Genomic DNA, 17,045 nt, shown 5'->3' with positions numbered 1-17,045 from the left:
CGAAGATGCAAGCTGACTTACCGCTATCGCAGGCAAGCCAGCTCCCACATTTTCATATCGCAGCTAACGCAACCGATGTCGCGGCGGTGCGGGTCTCTACACCGAGCTTCACATACACATGCTCCAAATGCTTATTCACCGTCCTCGGGCTCAACCCCAAAATATCCCCAATATCCCGATTGGTCTTCCCGCACGCCACCCAGCGCAGCACCTCAACCTCGCGCTCGGTCAATTGAAACCGCGCCGTCAATAGCCGTTGCGCCGGCGCATCCTCCAGCGTCAACACACTGGGCTGGCTTGCCTCACGTGCCGACAACAAAATCCGCGACGTACGCAAATGCGCCGCCACTCGCGCCAACACCTCATCCGTCTGAATCGGCTTGGTCACGTAATCACTGCCGCCCACCTCAAACCCCTGTACCACGTGCTTGCTGTCGGTCAGTCCGGTCATGAACACCACCGGGATATCCGCGCTTGAGGGCTGCGCCTTGAGCCGGCGGCAGGTTTCAAAGCCGTCCAGGCCCGGCATCATCGCGTCGAGCAAAATCAGGTCCGGGCGCCGGCGTTGCACGCGGTTCAGCGCGCTGAGGCCGTCGAGGGCCACCAGCACCATGTAGCCCGCGTCGTCGAGAGCGTCAGAGAGCATGGCGAGGTTGTCCGGGGTGTCGTCGACGATCAGCACCACGCCGGGTTCAGTGCTGCGGGTGAGTGCATTCATCTTCGGCCTCCTTGAGGGTTCGGTTGAGTTCATCCAGGCGGAAACCCTTGAGCAAGCCGCGCACTTTCGTGATGAAAGGGCCGGTGTCCGGGGTGTGTTCCAGGATCGTGTCGAGTTTTTCGTGCAGGCCGCGTACATAGCCGATGGCGCTGAGTTCAATCAGCGCGGCGAGGTCTTCAGGACCCGGCAGCACGCTGGGCGGCGGCGGCGGGACAAGGCTTTTGGTGCGCCGCAGCCACAGCAAACCCAGGTGCTGTTGCACGCGCCCGAGCAGCTCGGGCGTGCGCACCGGTTTGGCCAGGTAGTCGTTGCAGGCGGCCGCGATGCTGCGCTCGCGGTCGTCGGTGAAAGCGTTGGCCGAGATGACGATGATCGGCGCAGTGGACAGCGCATTGCGTCGGATCAACCGGCTGGTTTCGTAGCCGTCCAGCGTCGGCATCGACAGGTCCATCAGGATCAGGTCCGGCGCCAGCAGCGCCACTTGGCGGATCGCGTCCTGGCCATTGCTGGCCTGAATCACCTCAAACCCCAGCGGCGTGAGCATGCCGCTGAGCACCTTGCGGTGGTCCACATGGTCATCCACCACCAGGATGCGCCGGCGCTCGCCTTGATAGCCGATGATGTCGTGTTCCACATGCACCACGGCTTGCGGCGCGCGCACTTGGGACAGGAACAAGCGCACCTGAAAACAGGTGCCTTTGTCGAGTTCGCTGGTCACCCGCAACTCGCCGCCCATCAAGGCCGTGAGCATGCGCGTGATGGTCAGCCCCAGGCCCACGCCTTTGTCCTGGCGCATCAAGTCGCCGCGTTCGAACGGCTGAAAAATCTGCTCGATCTGTGCAGGGTCAATGCCGATGCCGGTGTCGATAATTTCAAAATTGGCGGTTTCGTGCCGGTAACTGACCCGCAGACATACCTCGCCGCTGTCGGTGAAATTCACTGCGTTGCCCAGCAGGTTGATCAGGATTTGCCGCACGCGTTTTTCGTCGCCACGCACCACCGCCGGGATCTTGCCCACGCAATCCAGCCGAAAGCGCAGGCCCTTGTCCTGGGCCTGGGGCGTGAACATCTGCTCCAGATCATGAATCAGCTCGGGGAAGGGGATTTCAGTGAGTTCCAGGCGCAACTTGCCGGCTTCGATCTTGGCCACATCGAGCAAGCCGTCGATCAGCGACACCAGGTGCGTGCCGCTGCGCAGGATGGTCGCCAGTGCGTCCTGATGCTGTTCGGGCATGGCGCTGTCACGCTGCAGGATCTGGGTGAAACCGAGCATGCTGTTCAGCGGCGTGCGCAACTCGTGGGACAGCCCGGTGACGTAGCGGCTCTTGGCGGCGTTCGCGGCTTCCGAGGCTTCCTTGGCCTGTTGCAGGGCTTGATCGGTGAGGCTGTGAGCATCGATTTCCTGCATCAGCAGCAGGGTCTGACGGTCGGACTCTTCCTGGGCCACGCCGCGGCTTTCGCGGGTCAGCACCACCCACCAGGCGAGCACGGCGGCCAGCACCGAGAGGGTGAGGAAGGCCTTGAAGAAGGCTTGGTAGAGGGTTTCTGAATGGGGCAACCCTTGCGCCGCCTGCACGTAGATCAACGCCAGCGCGCCCGCGAGCATCAGCACCAACGCCAGCAGCAACCCGAGGTAATGTGCCAAGCGCGTGTGCAGACGCGGCATCACTGTGTTGGGCAGTAACAGGCGCAACACGCCTTCAAACTGCGTCACCAGCCGCGCGTGGGGTTTGCAGCGGTCGCCACACCGCGCATCCAGCGAGCAGCACAGCGAACAGATCGGCGTGCTGTAGGCCGGGCAGAACGCCATGTCCGCCGTTTCGAACGGGTTGCTGCACAGCCCGCACACCGCGTGGGTGGCGGGGGCCACCGGGTGAATCAGGTGCAGGGCGCTGGTGCGGGCGATGTAGTACTTGCCCTTGGTCAACCAGGCCAACAACGGCGCCATGATCAATGCCGTGCCCAGCGCCACAAACGGCGGCGCTGCCTGGGCCAGGGCGCCGAACAGGCCGAAGTGGGCGAGGATCGACAGCAACGAGGCGATCAGCATCGAGCCGACGCCTACCGGGTTGATATCGTAGAGGTGCGCACGCTTGAATTCGATGTGCTTGGGCGACAGCCCCAGCGGCTTGTTGATCACAAGGTCCGCCACCAGTGTGCCAATCCAGGCGATGGCAATGTTCGCGTAAAGCCCCAGCACTTGGTCGATGACGTCGAACACGCCCAACTCCATCAGCATCAACGCGATGGCCACGTTGAACACCAGCCACACCACACGCCCGGGGTGGCTATGGGTGACGCGGGCGAAGAAGTTCGACCAGGCCAGCGAGCCGGCGTAGGCGTTGGTCAGGTTGATCTTCATCTGCGAGATGAACACAAACAGCACCATCGCGCCGAGGGCCCATTCCGGCGAGCTGAACACGTAGCGGAACGCGACCAGGTACATTTGGGTCGGCTCGGCGGCGCGTTCCATGGGGATTTCATGTTGCAGGGCGAGAAACGCCAAAAACGCCCCGGCGAACATTTTCAACGCGCCGGGAATGATCCAGCCAGGCCCGGCGCAGAGCAGGGCGGCCCACCAGCGCTTGCGGTTGGCGGCGGTTTTTTCCGGCAGGAAGCGCAGGTAGTCCACCTGTTCGCCGATCTGCGTCACCAGCGACAACGCCACGGTGCAGGCGGCGCAGAACGACAACAGGTTAAAGCCGCCACTGTCACCGCTGCGTCCGACAAAACTGGTCCAGTCCGTGAAGGCGTCAGGGTTTTTCCACCAGACAAAGCCGTAGGGCAGCACCAGCAACAGCAGCCAGACCGGTTGTGTCCACAATTGCAGGCGGCTGATCAGGGTTACGCCGTAGGCCACCAGCGGGATCACTAGCAGTGAGCAGATCACATAGGCGATGGCCAACGGGATATGGAAATACAGCTCCAGCGCCAGGGCCATGATTGCCGCTTCGAGGGCGAAGAACAGAAAGGTGAAGCTGGCGTAAATCAATGAAGTAATGGTGGAGCCGATGTAGCCGAAGCCGGCGCCACGGGTCAGCAGGTCCATGTCCACGCCGTAGCGCGCGGCGTAGTAGCTGATGGGCAGGCCGGTGAGAAAGATCACCAGGCTGATGGCGAGGATTGCCCAGAAGGTGTTGGTGAACCCGTAACTCAAGGCCAATACGCCGCCGATGGCTTCCAGCGCCAGGAATGACACGGCGCCGAGGGCGGTGTTGGCGATGCGCAACTCCGACCATTTGCGAAAGGACTTGGGGGTGTAGCGCAGGGCGTAGTCTTCCATGGTCTCGTCGGCGACCCAGGAGTTGTAGTCGCGGCGAATCTTGACGATGCGCTGAGTGCCGGAAGGAGGGTACACGGTGGGAGGCTCCGGGGGGTGGGCATGATAGGTGAGCAAGTTCCATGCCCTGATTCAAAATGTGGGAGCTGGCTTGCCTGCGATAGCGCTGGGTCAGCCACTGCAGATGTCGCCTGATGTACCGCCATCGCAGGCAAGCCAGCTCCCACAGGGGTATGCGGTGTCGGGGCGGGCGGGATCCTGCGCGAAAATGGTGCGCGGCGGCATACGTCAAATGACGTACTCCGTTACGTCAGGCTGCGTATACCCGCGCTGGCCCCATGCCGCCATGCTGACCCCCTCATTGCAGAGGAGTCGCCCCATGGCACCACGATTGATCCGCTCCAAACCCTTGTTGGCCCTGTCATTGCTGGCGGCCGCTCTGTTCAGCCAGGGCGTGCTGGCCGATAACGAAGGCCTGGCCGTGACCCCCACCGAAGTCACCGTCGGCCAGTTGCACTCGGCGACCGGCACCATGGCGATTTCCGAAACCGGTTCGATTCAGGCCGAGCGCCTGGCCATCGACCAAATCAACGCCTCGGGCGGGATTCTGGGACGGCAGATCAAGGTGATTCAGGAAGACGGCGCCTCTGACTGGCCGACCTTCGCCGAGAAAGCCAAGAAACTGCTGGTCAACGACAAGGTCGCCGCCGTGTTCGGCTGCTGGACCTCGGCTTCGCGCAAAGCCGTGCTGCCGATCTTCGAGAAAGAAAACGGCTTGCTCTACTATCCGACTTTCTATGAAGGCCTGGAACAGTCGAAAAACGTGATCTACACCGGGCAAGAAGCCACCCAGCAAATTCTCGCCAGCCTCGACTGGATCGCCAAGACCAAAGGCGCCAAGACCTTCTACCTGGTCGGCTCGGACTACATCTGGCCACGCACCTCGATGAAGATCGCGCGCAAGCACATTGAAAACGTGTTGCACGGCACCGTGGTCGGCGAAGACTACTACCCGCTGGGCAACACCCAGTTCGGTTCGCTGATCAACAAGGTCAAGCTGAAAAAGCCTGACGTGGTGTTCGCGGCGGTGGTGGGCGGCTCCAACGTGGCCTTCTACAAGCAACTCAACGCGGCGGGTGTGAATTCGTCCAAGCAGACCCTGCTGACCCTGTCGGTGACCGAGGATGAACTGCTCGGCATCGGCGGCGAGAACATGGCCGGTTTCTATGCTTCGATGAAGTACTTCCAGAGCCTCGACAACCCGAACAACAAAGCCTTCGTCGCAGCGTTCAAGGCCAAATACGGCAAGGATGCGGTGATTGGCGACGTAACCCAGGCTGCCTACCTCGGCCCATGGTTGTGGAAAGCGGCGGTGGAGAAGGCGGGCAGTTTTGACGTGGATAAAGTCGTGGCGGCATCGCCTGGCATCGAGCTGAAAAACGCGCCGGAAGGCTACGTGAAGATTCACGAAAACCATCACCTGTGGAGCAAGTCGCGTATTGGTGAGGTGCAGCCTGATGGGCAGTTCAAGGTGATCTACGAGTCCGATCTGATCGAGCCGAACCCGTTTCCCAAGGGCTACCAATAACCTTCGGGCACACAGGGTTTCAAAATGTGGGAGGGGGCTTGCTCCCGATGGCGGTGTATCAGTAGCCGGTAAGTTGACTGACCCACTGCTATCGGGAGCAAGCCCCCTCCCACATAGAGCAAAGCAAAAGCAGTCAGCATTTCATCTCTCTGTAGGAGACCATCATCATGGAATGGCTATCGGAATTTGGAGCCATCGCGGCGATGCAGGGGTTCAACGGCTTGTCCGTGTTCTGCGTGCTGTTGCTGATGGCATTGGGGCTGGCGATCATTTTCGGCCAGATGGGCGTGATCAACATGGCCCACGGTGAGTTCCTGACCATCGGCGCCTACACCACTTACGTGTGTTCCAGCCTGACGGCGCACTTTGCGCCGAGCTTCCAACCCTATTACTTCTTCTTTGCCATCGCCCTGTCATTCCTCGTCGCCGGCGCCGTCGGCTGGCTGGTGGAGTGGGCGATGATCAGCCGTTTGTACAAGCGGCCGCTGGACACGCTGCTGGCGACCTGGGGCTTGTCCCTGGTGATGCAGCAAACCTTCCGTTCGGTATTTGGCGCCCGTGAAGTCAGCGCCGAACCGCCGGCCTGGCTGATGGGCTCGGTGAACTTCACCGACGCCATCGAAATCCCGCGCAATGGCCTGTTCATGATGGGCCTGACCTTGCTGCTCACCGCCGCCATCTTCCTGATGCTCTACCGCTCACGCTGGGGCTTGCAGGTGCGCGCCACGGTGCAGAACCGCCTGATGAGCCGCGCGGTGGGCATCAACACGCGCAAGGTCGACCGCATGACGTTCGCCCTCGGCTGCGGCGTGGCCGGTGTGGCGGGCGCGGCGTTCACTACCATTGGCTCTACCGGCCCCACGGCGGGTTCGCAATATATTGTCGACACCTTTCTGGTGGTGGTGTTCGGCGGCGCGCAAAGCCTGTTCGGCACCATTGCCTCGGCGTTCGTGATCGCCCAGACCCAATCGCTGTCGGAGTTTTTCCTCAGTGGCTCGATGGCCAAGGTGCTGACCCTGTCGTCGGTGATTCTGATCCTGATGCTGCGCCCGCAAGGGTTGTTCTCCATCAAAGTGCGCAAGTAGAGGCGAGCAGATGAAGGCTTTAGACAAGCTGCTGGGCGGCCAGCAAAACCTGATCGGCATCGTGCTGCTGGCGCTGTTGATTCTGGTGGTATTTCCCCTGACCCTGGATGCGTTTCGCCTGAACATGGTCGGCAAATACCTGACTTACGCGTTCGTCGCGGTGGGGCTGGTGTTGTGCTGGGGCTACGGCGGCATTCTCAGCCTGGGGCAGGGCGTGTTTTTCGGCGTCGGCGGCTACTGCATGGCGATGTTTCTCAAGCTGGAAGCGTCGGACCCGGTAAGCACCAAGATCCAGTCGACGCCGGGCATCCCGGACTTCATGGACTGGAACCAGATCACCGAATTGCCGCTGTTGTGGCAGCCGTTCCACAGCTTCACGTTTACCGTGGTGGCGGTGGTTGCAGTGCCGGTACTGCTGGCGTTTGTGATCGGCATCGCGCTGTTCAAGCGTCGAGTGGGCGATGTGTATTTTTCCATCGTCACCCAGGCGATTGCGCTGATTCTCACCGTGCTGATCGTCGGCCAGCAAGGCCTGACCGGCGGCGTCAACGGCATCACCGACCTCAAGACCCTGCTCGGCTGGGACCTGCGCACCGACAGCGCCAAGCTGATCCTGTACTTCATCAACGCCGGGTTGCTGTTTGGCTGCATCTTTATCGGCCGCTTCATCCTCGCCTCCAAGTTGGGTCGGCTGCTGATGGCCATGCGTGACAAGGAAGAGCGCGTGCGGTTCTCCGGCTACGACGTGGCGAGTTTCAAGATCTTCGTGTTCTGCGTGGCTGCTGCGTTTTCGGCGATTGGCGGGGCCATGTTTGCCTTGCAGGTGGGCTTTATGTCGCCGTCGTTCGTCGGCATTGTGCCGTCGATTGAAATGGTGATTTTTGCCGCCGTGGGCGGGCGCATGTCGCTGCTCGGCGCGGTGTATGGCGCGCTGTTGGTGAACTACGGCAAAACCTACTTTTCCGAGTCGTTCCCCGAGTTGTGGCTGTACTTGATGGGCGGCCTGTTCATCGCTGTGGTCATGTACTTCCCCAACGGTTTGGCGGGGTTGTGGGAGAGCCACGGGCGTCAGGCGTTGGCCCGGCTGCTGCGGCGTGAGCCGGTGGTGAAAGCCGCTGCACCCGTGGTCAAGCCCAAGACTGAAGCGAAAATCCTGGAGACCCAGCCATGACCGCCGTCGGCTTTGAAATGAAAAAACCGGTGCTGGCCATCGAAGGCCTCACCGTGTTGTTCGACGGCTTCAAGGCGGTCGATAACCTCAACCTCTACATCGACCGCAATGAAGTGCGTGTAGTGATCGGCCCCAACGGCGCGGGCAAGACCACCGTACTTGACCTTATCTGCGGCAAAACCCGCGCCACCAGCGGCAGCATCCAGTTTGACGGCCAGGAACTGACCAAAATGCGCGAGTACAACATCGTGCGCGCGGGCGTCGGGCGCAAATTCCAGAACCCGTCGATCTACGAAAACCTCACGGTGTTTGAAAACCTTGAGATGTCTTATCCCGCCGGGCGCAAGGTCTGGGGCGCGCTGTTCTTCAAGCGTAACGCCCAGGTCGTCGCGCGGGTCGAGGAGGTGGCGCGGGAGATCTTCCTCGGCGACCTGCTGCAACAACAGGCAGACCTGCTGTCTCACGGGCAAAAGCAGTGGCTGGAAATCGGCATGCTGCTGATGCAAGACCCTGAGCTGCTGATGCTCGACGAACCGGTGGCGGGCATGAGCGTCAACGAGCGGGCGCAAACCGCCGAGTTGCTCAAGCGCATCAGCCAGGGCCGTTCGGTGCTGGTGATCGAGCACGACATGGAGTTCGTCAAAAGCATCGCCCACAAAGTCACGGTGCTGCACCAGGGCAAGGTGCTGGCCGAGGGCAGCATGGAGTCGGTGCAAAGCAACCCTAAAGTCATCGAAGTGTATTTGGGCCACTGAGGAATCCGGCATGTTCAAGATCGACCAATTGTCCTGTGGCTACGGGCAGAGCCAGATCCTCCACGACCTGGACCTGAACGTGGCCAAGCGCGAGATCGTCGCGGTGATGGGCCGCAACGGCATGGGCAAGACCACGCTGTTCAAGAGCCTGATGGGGATTTTGCCGCAATGGAAAGGCCATGTGACGGTCGACGGGCACGACGTGTCGGCGCTGGAAACCCACGAACGGGTAGCGCGCGGAATTGCCTATGTGCCACAAGGCCGGATGATTTTTCCGAGCATGACTGTGCTCGAGAATATCCAGACCGGGCTGCCGGCTTCTGCGCGGGGCAAAGTGCCGGAGGATTTGTACGCATTGTTTCCGGTGCTGCATGACATGCAGTCGCGCAAGGGCGGTAACCTGTCTGGCGGGCAGCAGCAGCAGTTGGCGATTGCTCGCGCATTGGCGACCAATCCGAAGGTGTTGTTGCTGGACGAGCCGACGGAGGGGATTCAGCCGTCGATCATCAAGGACATCGCGCGTACCCTCAAAGAGATTCGCAACCTGCGGGATCTGACCATCGTCGTATCCGAGCAGGTGCTGTCCTTCACCCTTGAAATCGCCGACCGCTTCCTGGTGATCGAAAAGGGCCGCTTCGTGATCGAAGAGACCCGCGACCGGGTAGATGAGGCGACGATCAGCCGCTACCTTTCAGTCTGAAACATTATGTGAGGTAATCCATGGAATAACCGGATAGGCTCAGGTGTTTACCGAAATACCTGACCACACACCGAGCCTCCCCGGATGAATAACAACAAGACCTGCCACCTGTTCTCCCCTCGACACGCTGCACGTTGCGGGTGAAGCGCCATGAGTCCCGACAACGGCTACCGCAGTGCCACTGAGTTGCTTGCCGACATCGCCGCTGGCCGCCTGAGCAGCCGCGCCTTGCTCGAAAACTATATCGCCCGCGTGGAGATGCTCAACCCGATGCTTAACGGCATTGTGGCGTGGAACCTGGAAGACGCGCGGCTCAAGGCCGATCTGGCCGACACGGCCGTGCGCAACGGCCTGCCACTGGGCCCGTTGCATGGCTTGCCCATGACCATCAAGGACACCTTTGAGGTGCTCGGCATGCCTTGTACCGCCGGCGCCCCCGAGCTGAGCGAGCATCGCCCGCAGCAATCGGCCGCGGCGGTCAAGCGCCTGGAAGATGCCGGTGCGATTGTCTACGGCAAGACCAACGTGCCGATGATGGCCGGGGATATCCAGACCTACAACAGCCTGTTTGACACCACCAATAACCCGTGGAACCTGGCGCTGACCCCGGGTGGCTCCTCGGGGGGCGCGGTCGTTGCGCTGGCGGCAGGGTTTACGCCCCTGGAATTGGGCAGTGATATTGGCGGTTCGATCCGTATTCCGGCGCACTTTACCGGGGTGTACGGGCATAAACCCACGTATGGCCTCGTGCCTCAACGCGGGCATATTCCGGGGGCGCCGGGAGAACTGGCAGAGGGGCACCTGAATGTCATCGGCCCGTTGGCGCGCACCGCGGCTGATCTGCAAGTGATGCTGGACGTGATCGCAGGCGGGCAGGTGCAGCTGGCCGCGCCGCGCCGCGCGTCCCTCAAGGCTTTTCGTGTGTTGTTGTGGACCGAAGACGCCGACTGCCCCCTCGACAGCGACATGACCGAAGCCTATCGGCAGTTGCGCCTGAAGCTGGAGGCAGCGGGGGTGGAGGTGGTGCAGGGCGCGCCTGCCGGTGCGTCACTGGAACGGTTGTTTGCTGCCTATCTGGTGCAGTTGGGCGCCAAGCTGGGCGCGTCGCTGTCTGCCACGAGCCGCCGCTTCATGGGCCTGATCGCGCCGGTGTTGCGCGGGTTGGCACAGGTGATGGACATGCCCCGGCACGCCGACAAGTTCTATGAAGGCACCGGCATAAGCCACGCCAACTGGCTGAAGGCCCATGAGCAAGGCCTTCACCTGCGCGAAGCCTTCCTCAAGACCTTTGACGATTTTGACGTGGTGCTCGCACCGCCCACCTTCACCACGGCGTTTGCCCATGATCAATACAAAGTCATCAGCCTGCGCAGCCTGAAGGTGGACGGTAAAAAACGCCACTACGCCGACCTCTACCAATGGATTTCGCCTGCCACCCTGATGGGCCTGCCGGCGACCAGCGCACCCATCGGCCTCACCCGCCAGGGGTTGCCGGTAGGGGTGCAGATTATCGGCGCGCCTTTTGAGGATCGCACCACGATCAAGTTCGCCGAGTGCCTGGCCGAAGTCGTCGGCGGTTTTCAAGCGCCTCCCGGCCTGAGGTAAGACGGCGCCAGCGTTCATGCCACGTTAAAGAACGCCACCTTGGTGCTCAAACGGTCTGCCAGATCCGCCAGTTCGCGGTTGGAGCTTTCCGCCACCTCGGAGCCGGCCGCCGACTGCACGGTGGAGCTGTGGATGCGCGTGACGTTCTGCGCCACTTCTTCCGCCGCCGCGCTCTGCTGCACCGAGGCACTGGCGATCTGTGCATTCATGGCGTTGATCGCACCGACTTCCTGGCTGATCTTGCCCAGCGCCACTTGGGAGTCGCGGGTCTGCGTCACGGTGACCTGTGCCAGCGTGCGACTGCGTTGCATGATGTCGGCGGCGTCCTGGGTGCCGCTTTGCAGCTTGCCGATCATCTCGCGGATTTCCTGAGTGGATTCCTGAGTGCGTGTGGCGAGTGAGCGCACCTCGTCAGCCACCACCGCAAAACCACGGCCGTGTTCGCCGGCACGGGCCGCTTCAATCGCGGCGTTCAGCGCCAGCAGGTTGGTTTGCGCGGCAATGGCGTTGATCACTTCAATCACGGTTTCGATGTTTTCACTGTCGCTGGACACTTGATTGACGCGCGTGGTGGCCTGTTCAAGAATCGTCGCCAACTCTTCGATCGCTGTGCTCACTTCGCCCACCAGGCGGTGGCCGCTGTTGACTTCAGCGTCTGCCAGACTGGTCGCTTTGGAGGCGGCGGACGCGTAGCCCGAGACCTCGCTGACCGAGGCCGCCATTTGCGTGATGGCGGCAGCCACATGCTGGGCTTCGCTGGTTTGCAGGGTGATCTGCTGGCGGTTTTCGCTGGCCACCGACAATAGAGTGACCGAAGAATGGCGCAAGGCCTGGGCGGCCGCGCGCACCTCGGTGATGGTGTCGCCCAGGCGGTTCAGGGCGTTTTTCAGGATGCCCATTACGCTGTCGGGGTAGCGGGTTTCAATCGGCTGGTTCAGCTCGCCATTGGCCAGGCGACGGATTGCCTCGGCGACTTCCTCAGGTTCTGCGCCAAGGGTGGCCTTGACCTTGCGGATGATCAGCAGCGACACCAGCACGCTCAAGATGATTGCCACCGTGCTGGCGGCGATCATCAGCAGCGCGAACTGGCTGGCGGCGGTCTGCACGGTGCCCAGGCTGTGTTTGATTTGGGCTTCTTCGAAGTCGATCAGTGCGTTTACGCGTTTCAGCCATTCGGTGTAATAGCCCGAGGTTTGCGCGAGTAACAGGTCTTGGGCGGCGCCGATATCGTTAGCGCGACGCAGGTTGATCACGCGCTCGGAGGACGCGAGCGCCTGGACCTCGATGGCTTTGATATCGCTCAGCAGGCGGGTTTCTTCGGCGCTGGCGCTGGTGGCGAACAGGCGGTCAAGCATGACCGCGGAATCCTGATAATCGCGCTTGAGCTGATCGATTTCAGCCAGGTGGCCGTTTAACGCCGGCTCGTCCTTGACCAGCACCGCATCGCGAATGGCGATGGCGCGGTTGTGCACGCTGCCTCGAAAGTTGATCGCGTAGCGCTGGGCCACGGCGGCTTGTTCGGCGACGTCCTTGAGGGTGTTGTCGATAAAACCCACGCGCTGGATACCGACGGCAGTGATCAGTACCAGCAACGACAGCGTGGACGCAAAGCCCAATCCGATACGCATCGCTAACGAGACAGGTTTTTTCATGAAAGGCCCGATAATCAGAGGGTTAAGAGTGATGGCTAAAAGCTATCTGTCTCGCGGAATCTAAACACCCTCAGCCGGTGCGTCCAATCAGTAATTGCTGACCCTGACATTGAGCGAATTGATGGAATAAAACCCGGCCCTCGGGTTTTATACGTCATCCAACGTATTTTCCGTTTGCCCTGTGCGCCTGAGACTGGATTGAACGCAACACGTCATCCGTCCAGGAGCCAGCCCATGACCGAAACGCTGATCAAAGTCGACCTCAACCAGCCCGTCACCGAAAACGAAAATATCCATAACCGCTGGCACCCGGATATCCCGATGGCCTGCTGGGTAAAGCCGGGCGATGATTTCATCCTGGAAACCTACGACTGGACCGCCGGCGCGATCAAGAACAACGACGACGCCAGCGACGTGCGCGATGTGGACCTGTCCACCGTGCATTACCTCTCGGGCCCCGTGGGTGTGCACGGCGCAGAACCCGGTGATTTGCTGGTGGTGGACCTGCTCGATATCGGCGCCAAGGCGGATTCCCAGTGGGGCTTCAACGGGTTCTTTTCGCGGCAGAACGGCGGCGGCTTTCTCACCGATCACTTCCCCAGCGCACAAAAAGCCATCTGGGATTTCAAGGGGATGTTCACCAGCTCACGGCACATTCCGGGTGTCAATTTCGCCGGTTTAATCCACCCCGGTTTGATCGGTTGCCTGCCTGACCCGGTGATGCTTGCCGACTGGAACCGTCGCGAGCAGGAACTGATCGACACCAACCCGACCCGCGTGCCGCCGCTGGCCAACGCGCCGCTGGCGGCCACCGCGCACATGGGCAAGCTCAAGGGTCAGGCCCGCGATGACGCCGCTGCCACCGGCGCGCGCACTGTGCCGCCGCGTGAGCACGGCGGTAACTGCGATATCAAGGATTTGTCGCGGGGTTCGAAGATCTTCTTCCCGGTCTACGTCAACGGTGCCGGGCTGTCGGTGGGCGATTTGCACTTCAGCCAGGGCGACGGCGAAATCACCTTTTGCGGCGCCATCGAGATGGCCGGCTGGGTGCACATGAAAGTCGAGCTGATCAAGGGCGGCATGGCCAAATACGGGATCAAGAACCCCGTGTTCAAGCCGAGCCCGATTACACCGAACTACAAGAATTACCTGATCTTCGAAGGCATTTCGGTGGACGAACAGGGCCAGCAGCACTACCTGGACGTCAACGTTGCCTACCGCCAGGCGTGCCTGAACGCGATCAACTACCTGACCAAGTTCGGCTACTCGCCGGCCCAGGGCTATGCGCTGCTCGGTTCGGCGCCGGTGCAAGGGCATATCAGCGGCGTGGTGGATATTCCGAATGCGTGTGCGACCTTGTGGCTGCCCACGGAAATCTTTGAATTCGACATCAACCCCAACGCCAATGGCCCGACCAAGTTCCTCGACGGCAGCATCGACCTGCCCATCGCCCCGGACCTGTAGCCATGCCGACTTACGAATACAGCTGCGACACCTGCGGCACCTTCACCATGCTGCGGCCCATCTCCCAGCGCCACGACCCCAGCGAATGCCCGTACTGCGCCTCGGCCGGCGGGCAACTGTTGGTGTCGGCACCGGCGCTGAGCATTCTTTCTGCCAACCAGCGCAAAGCCATCGCTGGCAACGAGCGCAGCGCGCATGCGCCGCAAACGGTGGGTGAATATCAGGAGAGTCGCCGACACCCGGCGGGTTGCAGTTGCTGCGGCACCAGCAAGAAGGTGGAACCGAGCAAAGCCAACCCATTGGGCCTCAAGACCAAAACCGGGCCACGGCCGTGGATGATCAGTCACTAGACCAGGAGCGTTGTTATGCGTCATGGCGACATTTCCAGCAGCCCTGACACCGTCGGTGTCGCGGTGGTGAACTACAAGATGCCGCGCCTGCACAGCAAGGCCGAGGTCATCGAAAACGCGAACAAAATTGCCGAAATCATCGTTGGCATGAAGCAGGGCCTGCCGGGCATGGACCTGGTGGTGTTCCCCGAATACAGCACCATGGGGATCATGTACGACCATGACGAGATGATGGCGACCGCTGCCAGCATCCCCGGCGAGGAGACCGCGATTTTTTCCGCGGCTTGCCGCCAAGCCAATACCTGGGGCGTGTTTTCCCTGACCGGCGAGCGCCACGAAGAGCATCCGCACAAGGCCCCGTACAACACGCTGATGCTGATCAATAACCTTGGCGAAATCGTGCAGCGTTACCGCAAATGCATTCCGTGGTGCCCCATCGAAGGCTGGTATCCGGGCGATCGTACTTATGTGTGCGACGGCCCCAAGGGCATGAAGATCAGCCTGATTATCTGCGACGACGGCAACTACCCGGAGATCTGGCGCGACTGCGCAATGAAAGGTGCCGAGCTGATCGTGCGCTGCCAGGGCTATATGTACCCGGCCAAGGAGCAGCAGGTGCAGATGTCCAAGAGCATGGCCTGGGCGAACAACTGCTACGTCGCGGTGGCCAACGCCGCCGGGTTCGACGGGGTGTATTCGTACTTCGGGCACTCGGCGATTATCGGGTTTGACGGGCGTACCCTGGGCGAATGCGGCGAGGAGGAGATGGGCATTCAGTACGCGCAGTTGTCGGTGTCGCAGATCCGCGATGCGCGGGCCAATGATCAGTCGCAGAACCATCTGTTCAAACTGCTGCACCGGGGCTACACCGGCCTGCATGCCTCGGGCGATGGCGACAAAGGCGTGGCCGACTGCCCGTTCGAGTTCTACCGCACCTGGGTGCTCGACGCGCAAAAGGCTCAGGAGAACGTCGAGCAATTCACCCGCAGCACGGTGGGGGTCGCCGAGTGCCCGGTGGGGCAGTTGCCACACGGCGGCCAAGAAAAGACGGCGGAGTAGGGCATGCGTTTTACCTTTGATCCGGCCCAGGTGATGGCGTTGTTACGCAGCCGGATCGTGGGGCAGGACGCTGCGTTGGCTCAAATGGAAGGGGTGCTGAAAGTGGTCAAGGCCGACATCGGCGAGCGTGACCGACCCCTGAGCGTCAACCTGTTCATGGGGCCGACCGGCGTCGGCAAAACCGAAATTGTGCGCCTGCTCGCCCAGGCACTGCATGGTCGCGCCGACAGTTTTTGCCGCATCGACATGCACACCCTGGCCCAGGAGCATTACGCCGCAGCGCTCACCGGCGCGCCGCCGGGGTATGTGGGCAGCAAGGAGGGCATCAGCCTGTTCAACAGCGAGCTGATCCAGGGCACTTACAGCCGACCCGGCATTGTGCTGTTCGACGAACTGGAAAAGGCCAGTCAGGAAGTGGTGCGCAGCCTGCTCGGTATTCTGGAAAACGGCCAACTGACCCTGGCCGGCGGCACGCGTACGCTGGACTTTCGCAACAGCCTGATCTTCATGACCAGCAATATCGGCGCGCAACAGGCGCGGCGTCATCGCCAGCGGTTTGCTTATGGCTGGCGCCGCTTGTTGCGAGTATTCATGCGGGGCGAGGCGACGGTGCTGGAAGAGGCGTTGCACGCGCACTTTGAGCCGGAATTTCTCAACCGTATCGACCGTGTCCTGGTGTTCGAACCGATTGGCAATCACTGGCTGGACGCGTTGCTGGACGTGGAATTGGGCAAACTCAATCAGCGCCTGGCCTTGCAGCAGCGTTCGTTGAGTGTGGATGAACGGGCGAGGGCCTGGTTGTGCCGTCAGCATGATGTGCGGTTTGGCGCGAGGGCGTTGGGCCGCCGCTTGCGGGTGGAGCTGGAGCCCGCCATCGCCGAATGTGTGCTGCGAGAACCCTCTGTGCAACGGATGTGCGCGACCCTTCGCGAGGAACAATTGGAGGTTTCTTCGCAATAGCCTTGCAAACCCTGACAGTGCGACTAATATGACCCGGGTAAAACAAATAACACCCGGGTAATAAATGATACCTACGTCAACTGTTCCCTTATGCAGCGCATTTGTCCGCCATCAGCGCGTGGCGACGGGCAGCTATCGCGCCGTTGCTGACGCCCTTTCACACTTCGAACTGCCAGCTGGCAGCTTTCTGGTCTTCGATGACGCCACCGGCAGCCAAGTCGACTACCCTTGGCCGCCTGATTACGCCCCCGAGCCGGCGGCGCAGGTTGAGCTGGATGACGAGCCCCCCGCAATTGCGTCTGTCGGCCGTCCAAAACTGGGAGTGGTCGCGCGGGAAATCACCTTGTTGCCGCGCCACTGGGAGTGGCTGGGCCAGCAGCGTGGCGGCGCCTCGGCGGCGTTGCGCCGGTTGGTCGATGAAGCTCGCAGCGCCCATGCGGCCCGTGATCAGATGCGCCTGGCCAAAGAAGCCAGCTATCGTTTCATGAGTGCCATCGGCGGCGACCTGCCAGGTTTTGAAGACGCCTCAAGGGCGTTGTTTGGCAGTGATGCAGCGGTTTTTTCCAGCAAGATTGCGCATTGGCCCGACGACGTGCAGACGTACCTGGCCTGGCTGTCGCGCAATGCTTTCCCCGTCTAACAATAATTCCGGGACCCG

14 protein-coding genes and 1 pseudogene are annotated in these 17,045 nt (G+C 61.4%); 11 read left to right on the top strand and 4 right to left on the bottom strand.

Annotated elements, in window-relative coordinates:
- Nucleotides 1-52: 52 nt before the first annotated feature.
- Both BFW87_RS29255 and BFW87_RS29250 read right to left on the bottom strand, forming a co-directional pair.
- Nucleotides 53-718, bottom strand: coding sequence for a response regulator (locus tag BFW87_RS29255; protein ID WP_078743194.1), 666 nt, complete (start codon nt 716-718; stop codon nt 53-55).
- Complete coding sequence (locus BFW87_RS29250) at nt 693-4,076, bottom strand: ATP-binding protein (protein ID WP_078743193.1); 3,384 nt, start codon at nt 4,074-4,076, stop codon at nt 693-695. Before BFW87_RS29250 ends, BFW87_RS29255 begins: the two co-directional genes overlap by 26 nt.
- Nucleotides 4,077-4,377: 301 nt before the next feature.
- On the opposite strand from BFW87_RS29250, the gene urtA reads away from it, so the two are divergent.
- The 6 genes from urtA (at nt 4,378) to BFW87_RS29220 (ending at nt 10,902) form a co-directional block, all read left to right on the top strand.
- Nucleotides 4,378-5,586, top strand: coding sequence for an urea ABC transporter substrate-binding protein (gene urtA, locus BFW87_RS29245; RefSeq protein ID WP_078743192.1), 1,209 nt, complete (start codon nt 4,378-4,380; stop codon nt 5,584-5,586).
- A 167-nt stretch (nt 5,587-5,753) separates the two neighbouring features.
- Nucleotides 5,754-6,671: an urea ABC transporter permease subunit UrtB gene (gene urtB, locus BFW87_RS29240; RefSeq protein WP_053256607.1), complete on the top strand. Its 918-nt coding sequence runs from the start codon at nt 5,754-5,756 to the stop codon at nt 6,669-6,671.
- Nucleotides 6,672-6,681: 10 nt separating this feature from the next.
- Complete coding sequence (gene urtC, locus BFW87_RS29235; protein ID WP_078743191.1) at nt 6,682-7,842, top strand: urea ABC transporter permease subunit UrtC; 1,161 nt, start codon at nt 6,682-6,684, stop codon at nt 7,840-7,842.
- Entirely contained in the window at nt 7,839-8,597 is a 759-nt protein-coding gene (urtD, locus tag BFW87_RS29230) for an urea ABC transporter ATP-binding protein UrtD (protein ID WP_078743190.1), read from the top strand. The genes urtC and urtD overlap by 4 nt, the downstream gene beginning before the upstream one ends.
- A 10-nt stretch (nt 8,598-8,607) precedes the next feature.
- The gene (gene urtE, locus BFW87_RS29225) at nt 8,608-9,297 is read left to right on the top strand and encodes an urea ABC transporter ATP-binding subunit UrtE (RefSeq protein ID WP_078743189.1); all 690 of its coding nucleotides are present in this window, start codon (nt 8,608-8,610) and stop codon (nt 9,295-9,297) included.
- A 150-nt stretch (nt 9,298-9,447) separates the two neighbouring features.
- On the top strand, nt 9,448-10,902 hold the full coding sequence (locus tag BFW87_RS29220; RefSeq protein ID WP_078743188.1) for an amidase family protein: 1,455 nt from the start codon (nt 9,448-9,450) through the stop codon (nt 10,900-10,902).
- 14 nt (nt 10,903-10,916) lie between these two features.
- On the opposite strand, the gene BFW87_RS32685 is transcribed toward BFW87_RS29220, so the two are convergent.
- Nucleotides 10,917-11,624, bottom strand: coding sequence for a methyl-accepting chemotaxis protein (locus BFW87_RS32685; protein ID WP_439848406.1), 708 nt, complete (start codon nt 11,622-11,624; stop codon nt 10,917-10,919).
- Nucleotides 11,625-12,044: 420 nt separating this feature from the next.
- Nucleotides 12,045-12,530 (bottom strand): annotated as a pseudogene (locus BFW87_RS32680) (MCP four helix bundle domain-containing protein); the annotation flags it as partial.
- Between the two features lie 258 nt (nt 12,531-12,788).
- On the opposite strand from BFW87_RS32680, the gene fmdA reads away from it, so the two are divergent.
- The 5 genes from fmdA (at nt 12,789) to BFW87_RS29190 (ending at nt 17,027) form a co-directional block, all read left to right on the top strand.
- Nucleotides 12,789-14,018: a formamidase gene (gene fmdA / locus BFW87_RS29210; RefSeq protein WP_064452754.1), complete on the top strand. Its 1,230-nt coding sequence runs from the start codon at nt 12,789-12,791 to the stop codon at nt 14,016-14,018.
- A 2-nt stretch (nt 14,019-14,020) separates the two neighbouring features.
- Nucleotides 14,021-14,368, top strand: a complete 348-nt coding sequence (locus BFW87_RS29205; protein WP_078743186.1) for an FmdB family zinc ribbon protein — start codon at nt 14,021-14,023, stop codon at nt 14,366-14,368.
- A gap of 15 nt (nt 14,369-14,383) precedes the next feature.
- Nucleotides 14,384-15,427: an aliphatic amidase gene (locus BFW87_RS29200; RefSeq protein ID WP_078743185.1), complete on the top strand. Its 1,044-nt coding sequence runs from the start codon at nt 14,384-14,386 to the stop codon at nt 15,425-15,427.
- A gap of 3 nt (nt 15,428-15,430) precedes the next feature.
- A complete protein-coding gene (locus BFW87_RS29195) occupies nt 15,431-16,387 on the top strand; it encodes an AAA family ATPase (protein WP_078743184.1) in 957 nt (318 codons plus the stop codon).
- 64 nt (nt 16,388-16,451) lie between these two features.
- The gene (locus tag BFW87_RS29190) at nt 16,452-17,027 is read left to right on the top strand and encodes a DUF2239 family protein (protein WP_078743183.1); all 576 of its coding nucleotides are present in this window, start codon (nt 16,452-16,454) and stop codon (nt 17,025-17,027) included.
- The last annotated feature ends 18 nt before the right edge of the window (nt 17,028-17,045 follow it).

Source organism: Pseudomonas fluorescens, assembly GCF_002022275.1.
GTDB classification, from domain to species: Bacteria; Pseudomonadota; Gammaproteobacteria; order Pseudomonadales; family Pseudomonadaceae; genus Aquipseudomonas; species Aquipseudomonas fluorescens_AJ.
This window is presented reverse-complemented; position numbering and strand designations above follow the sequence as displayed.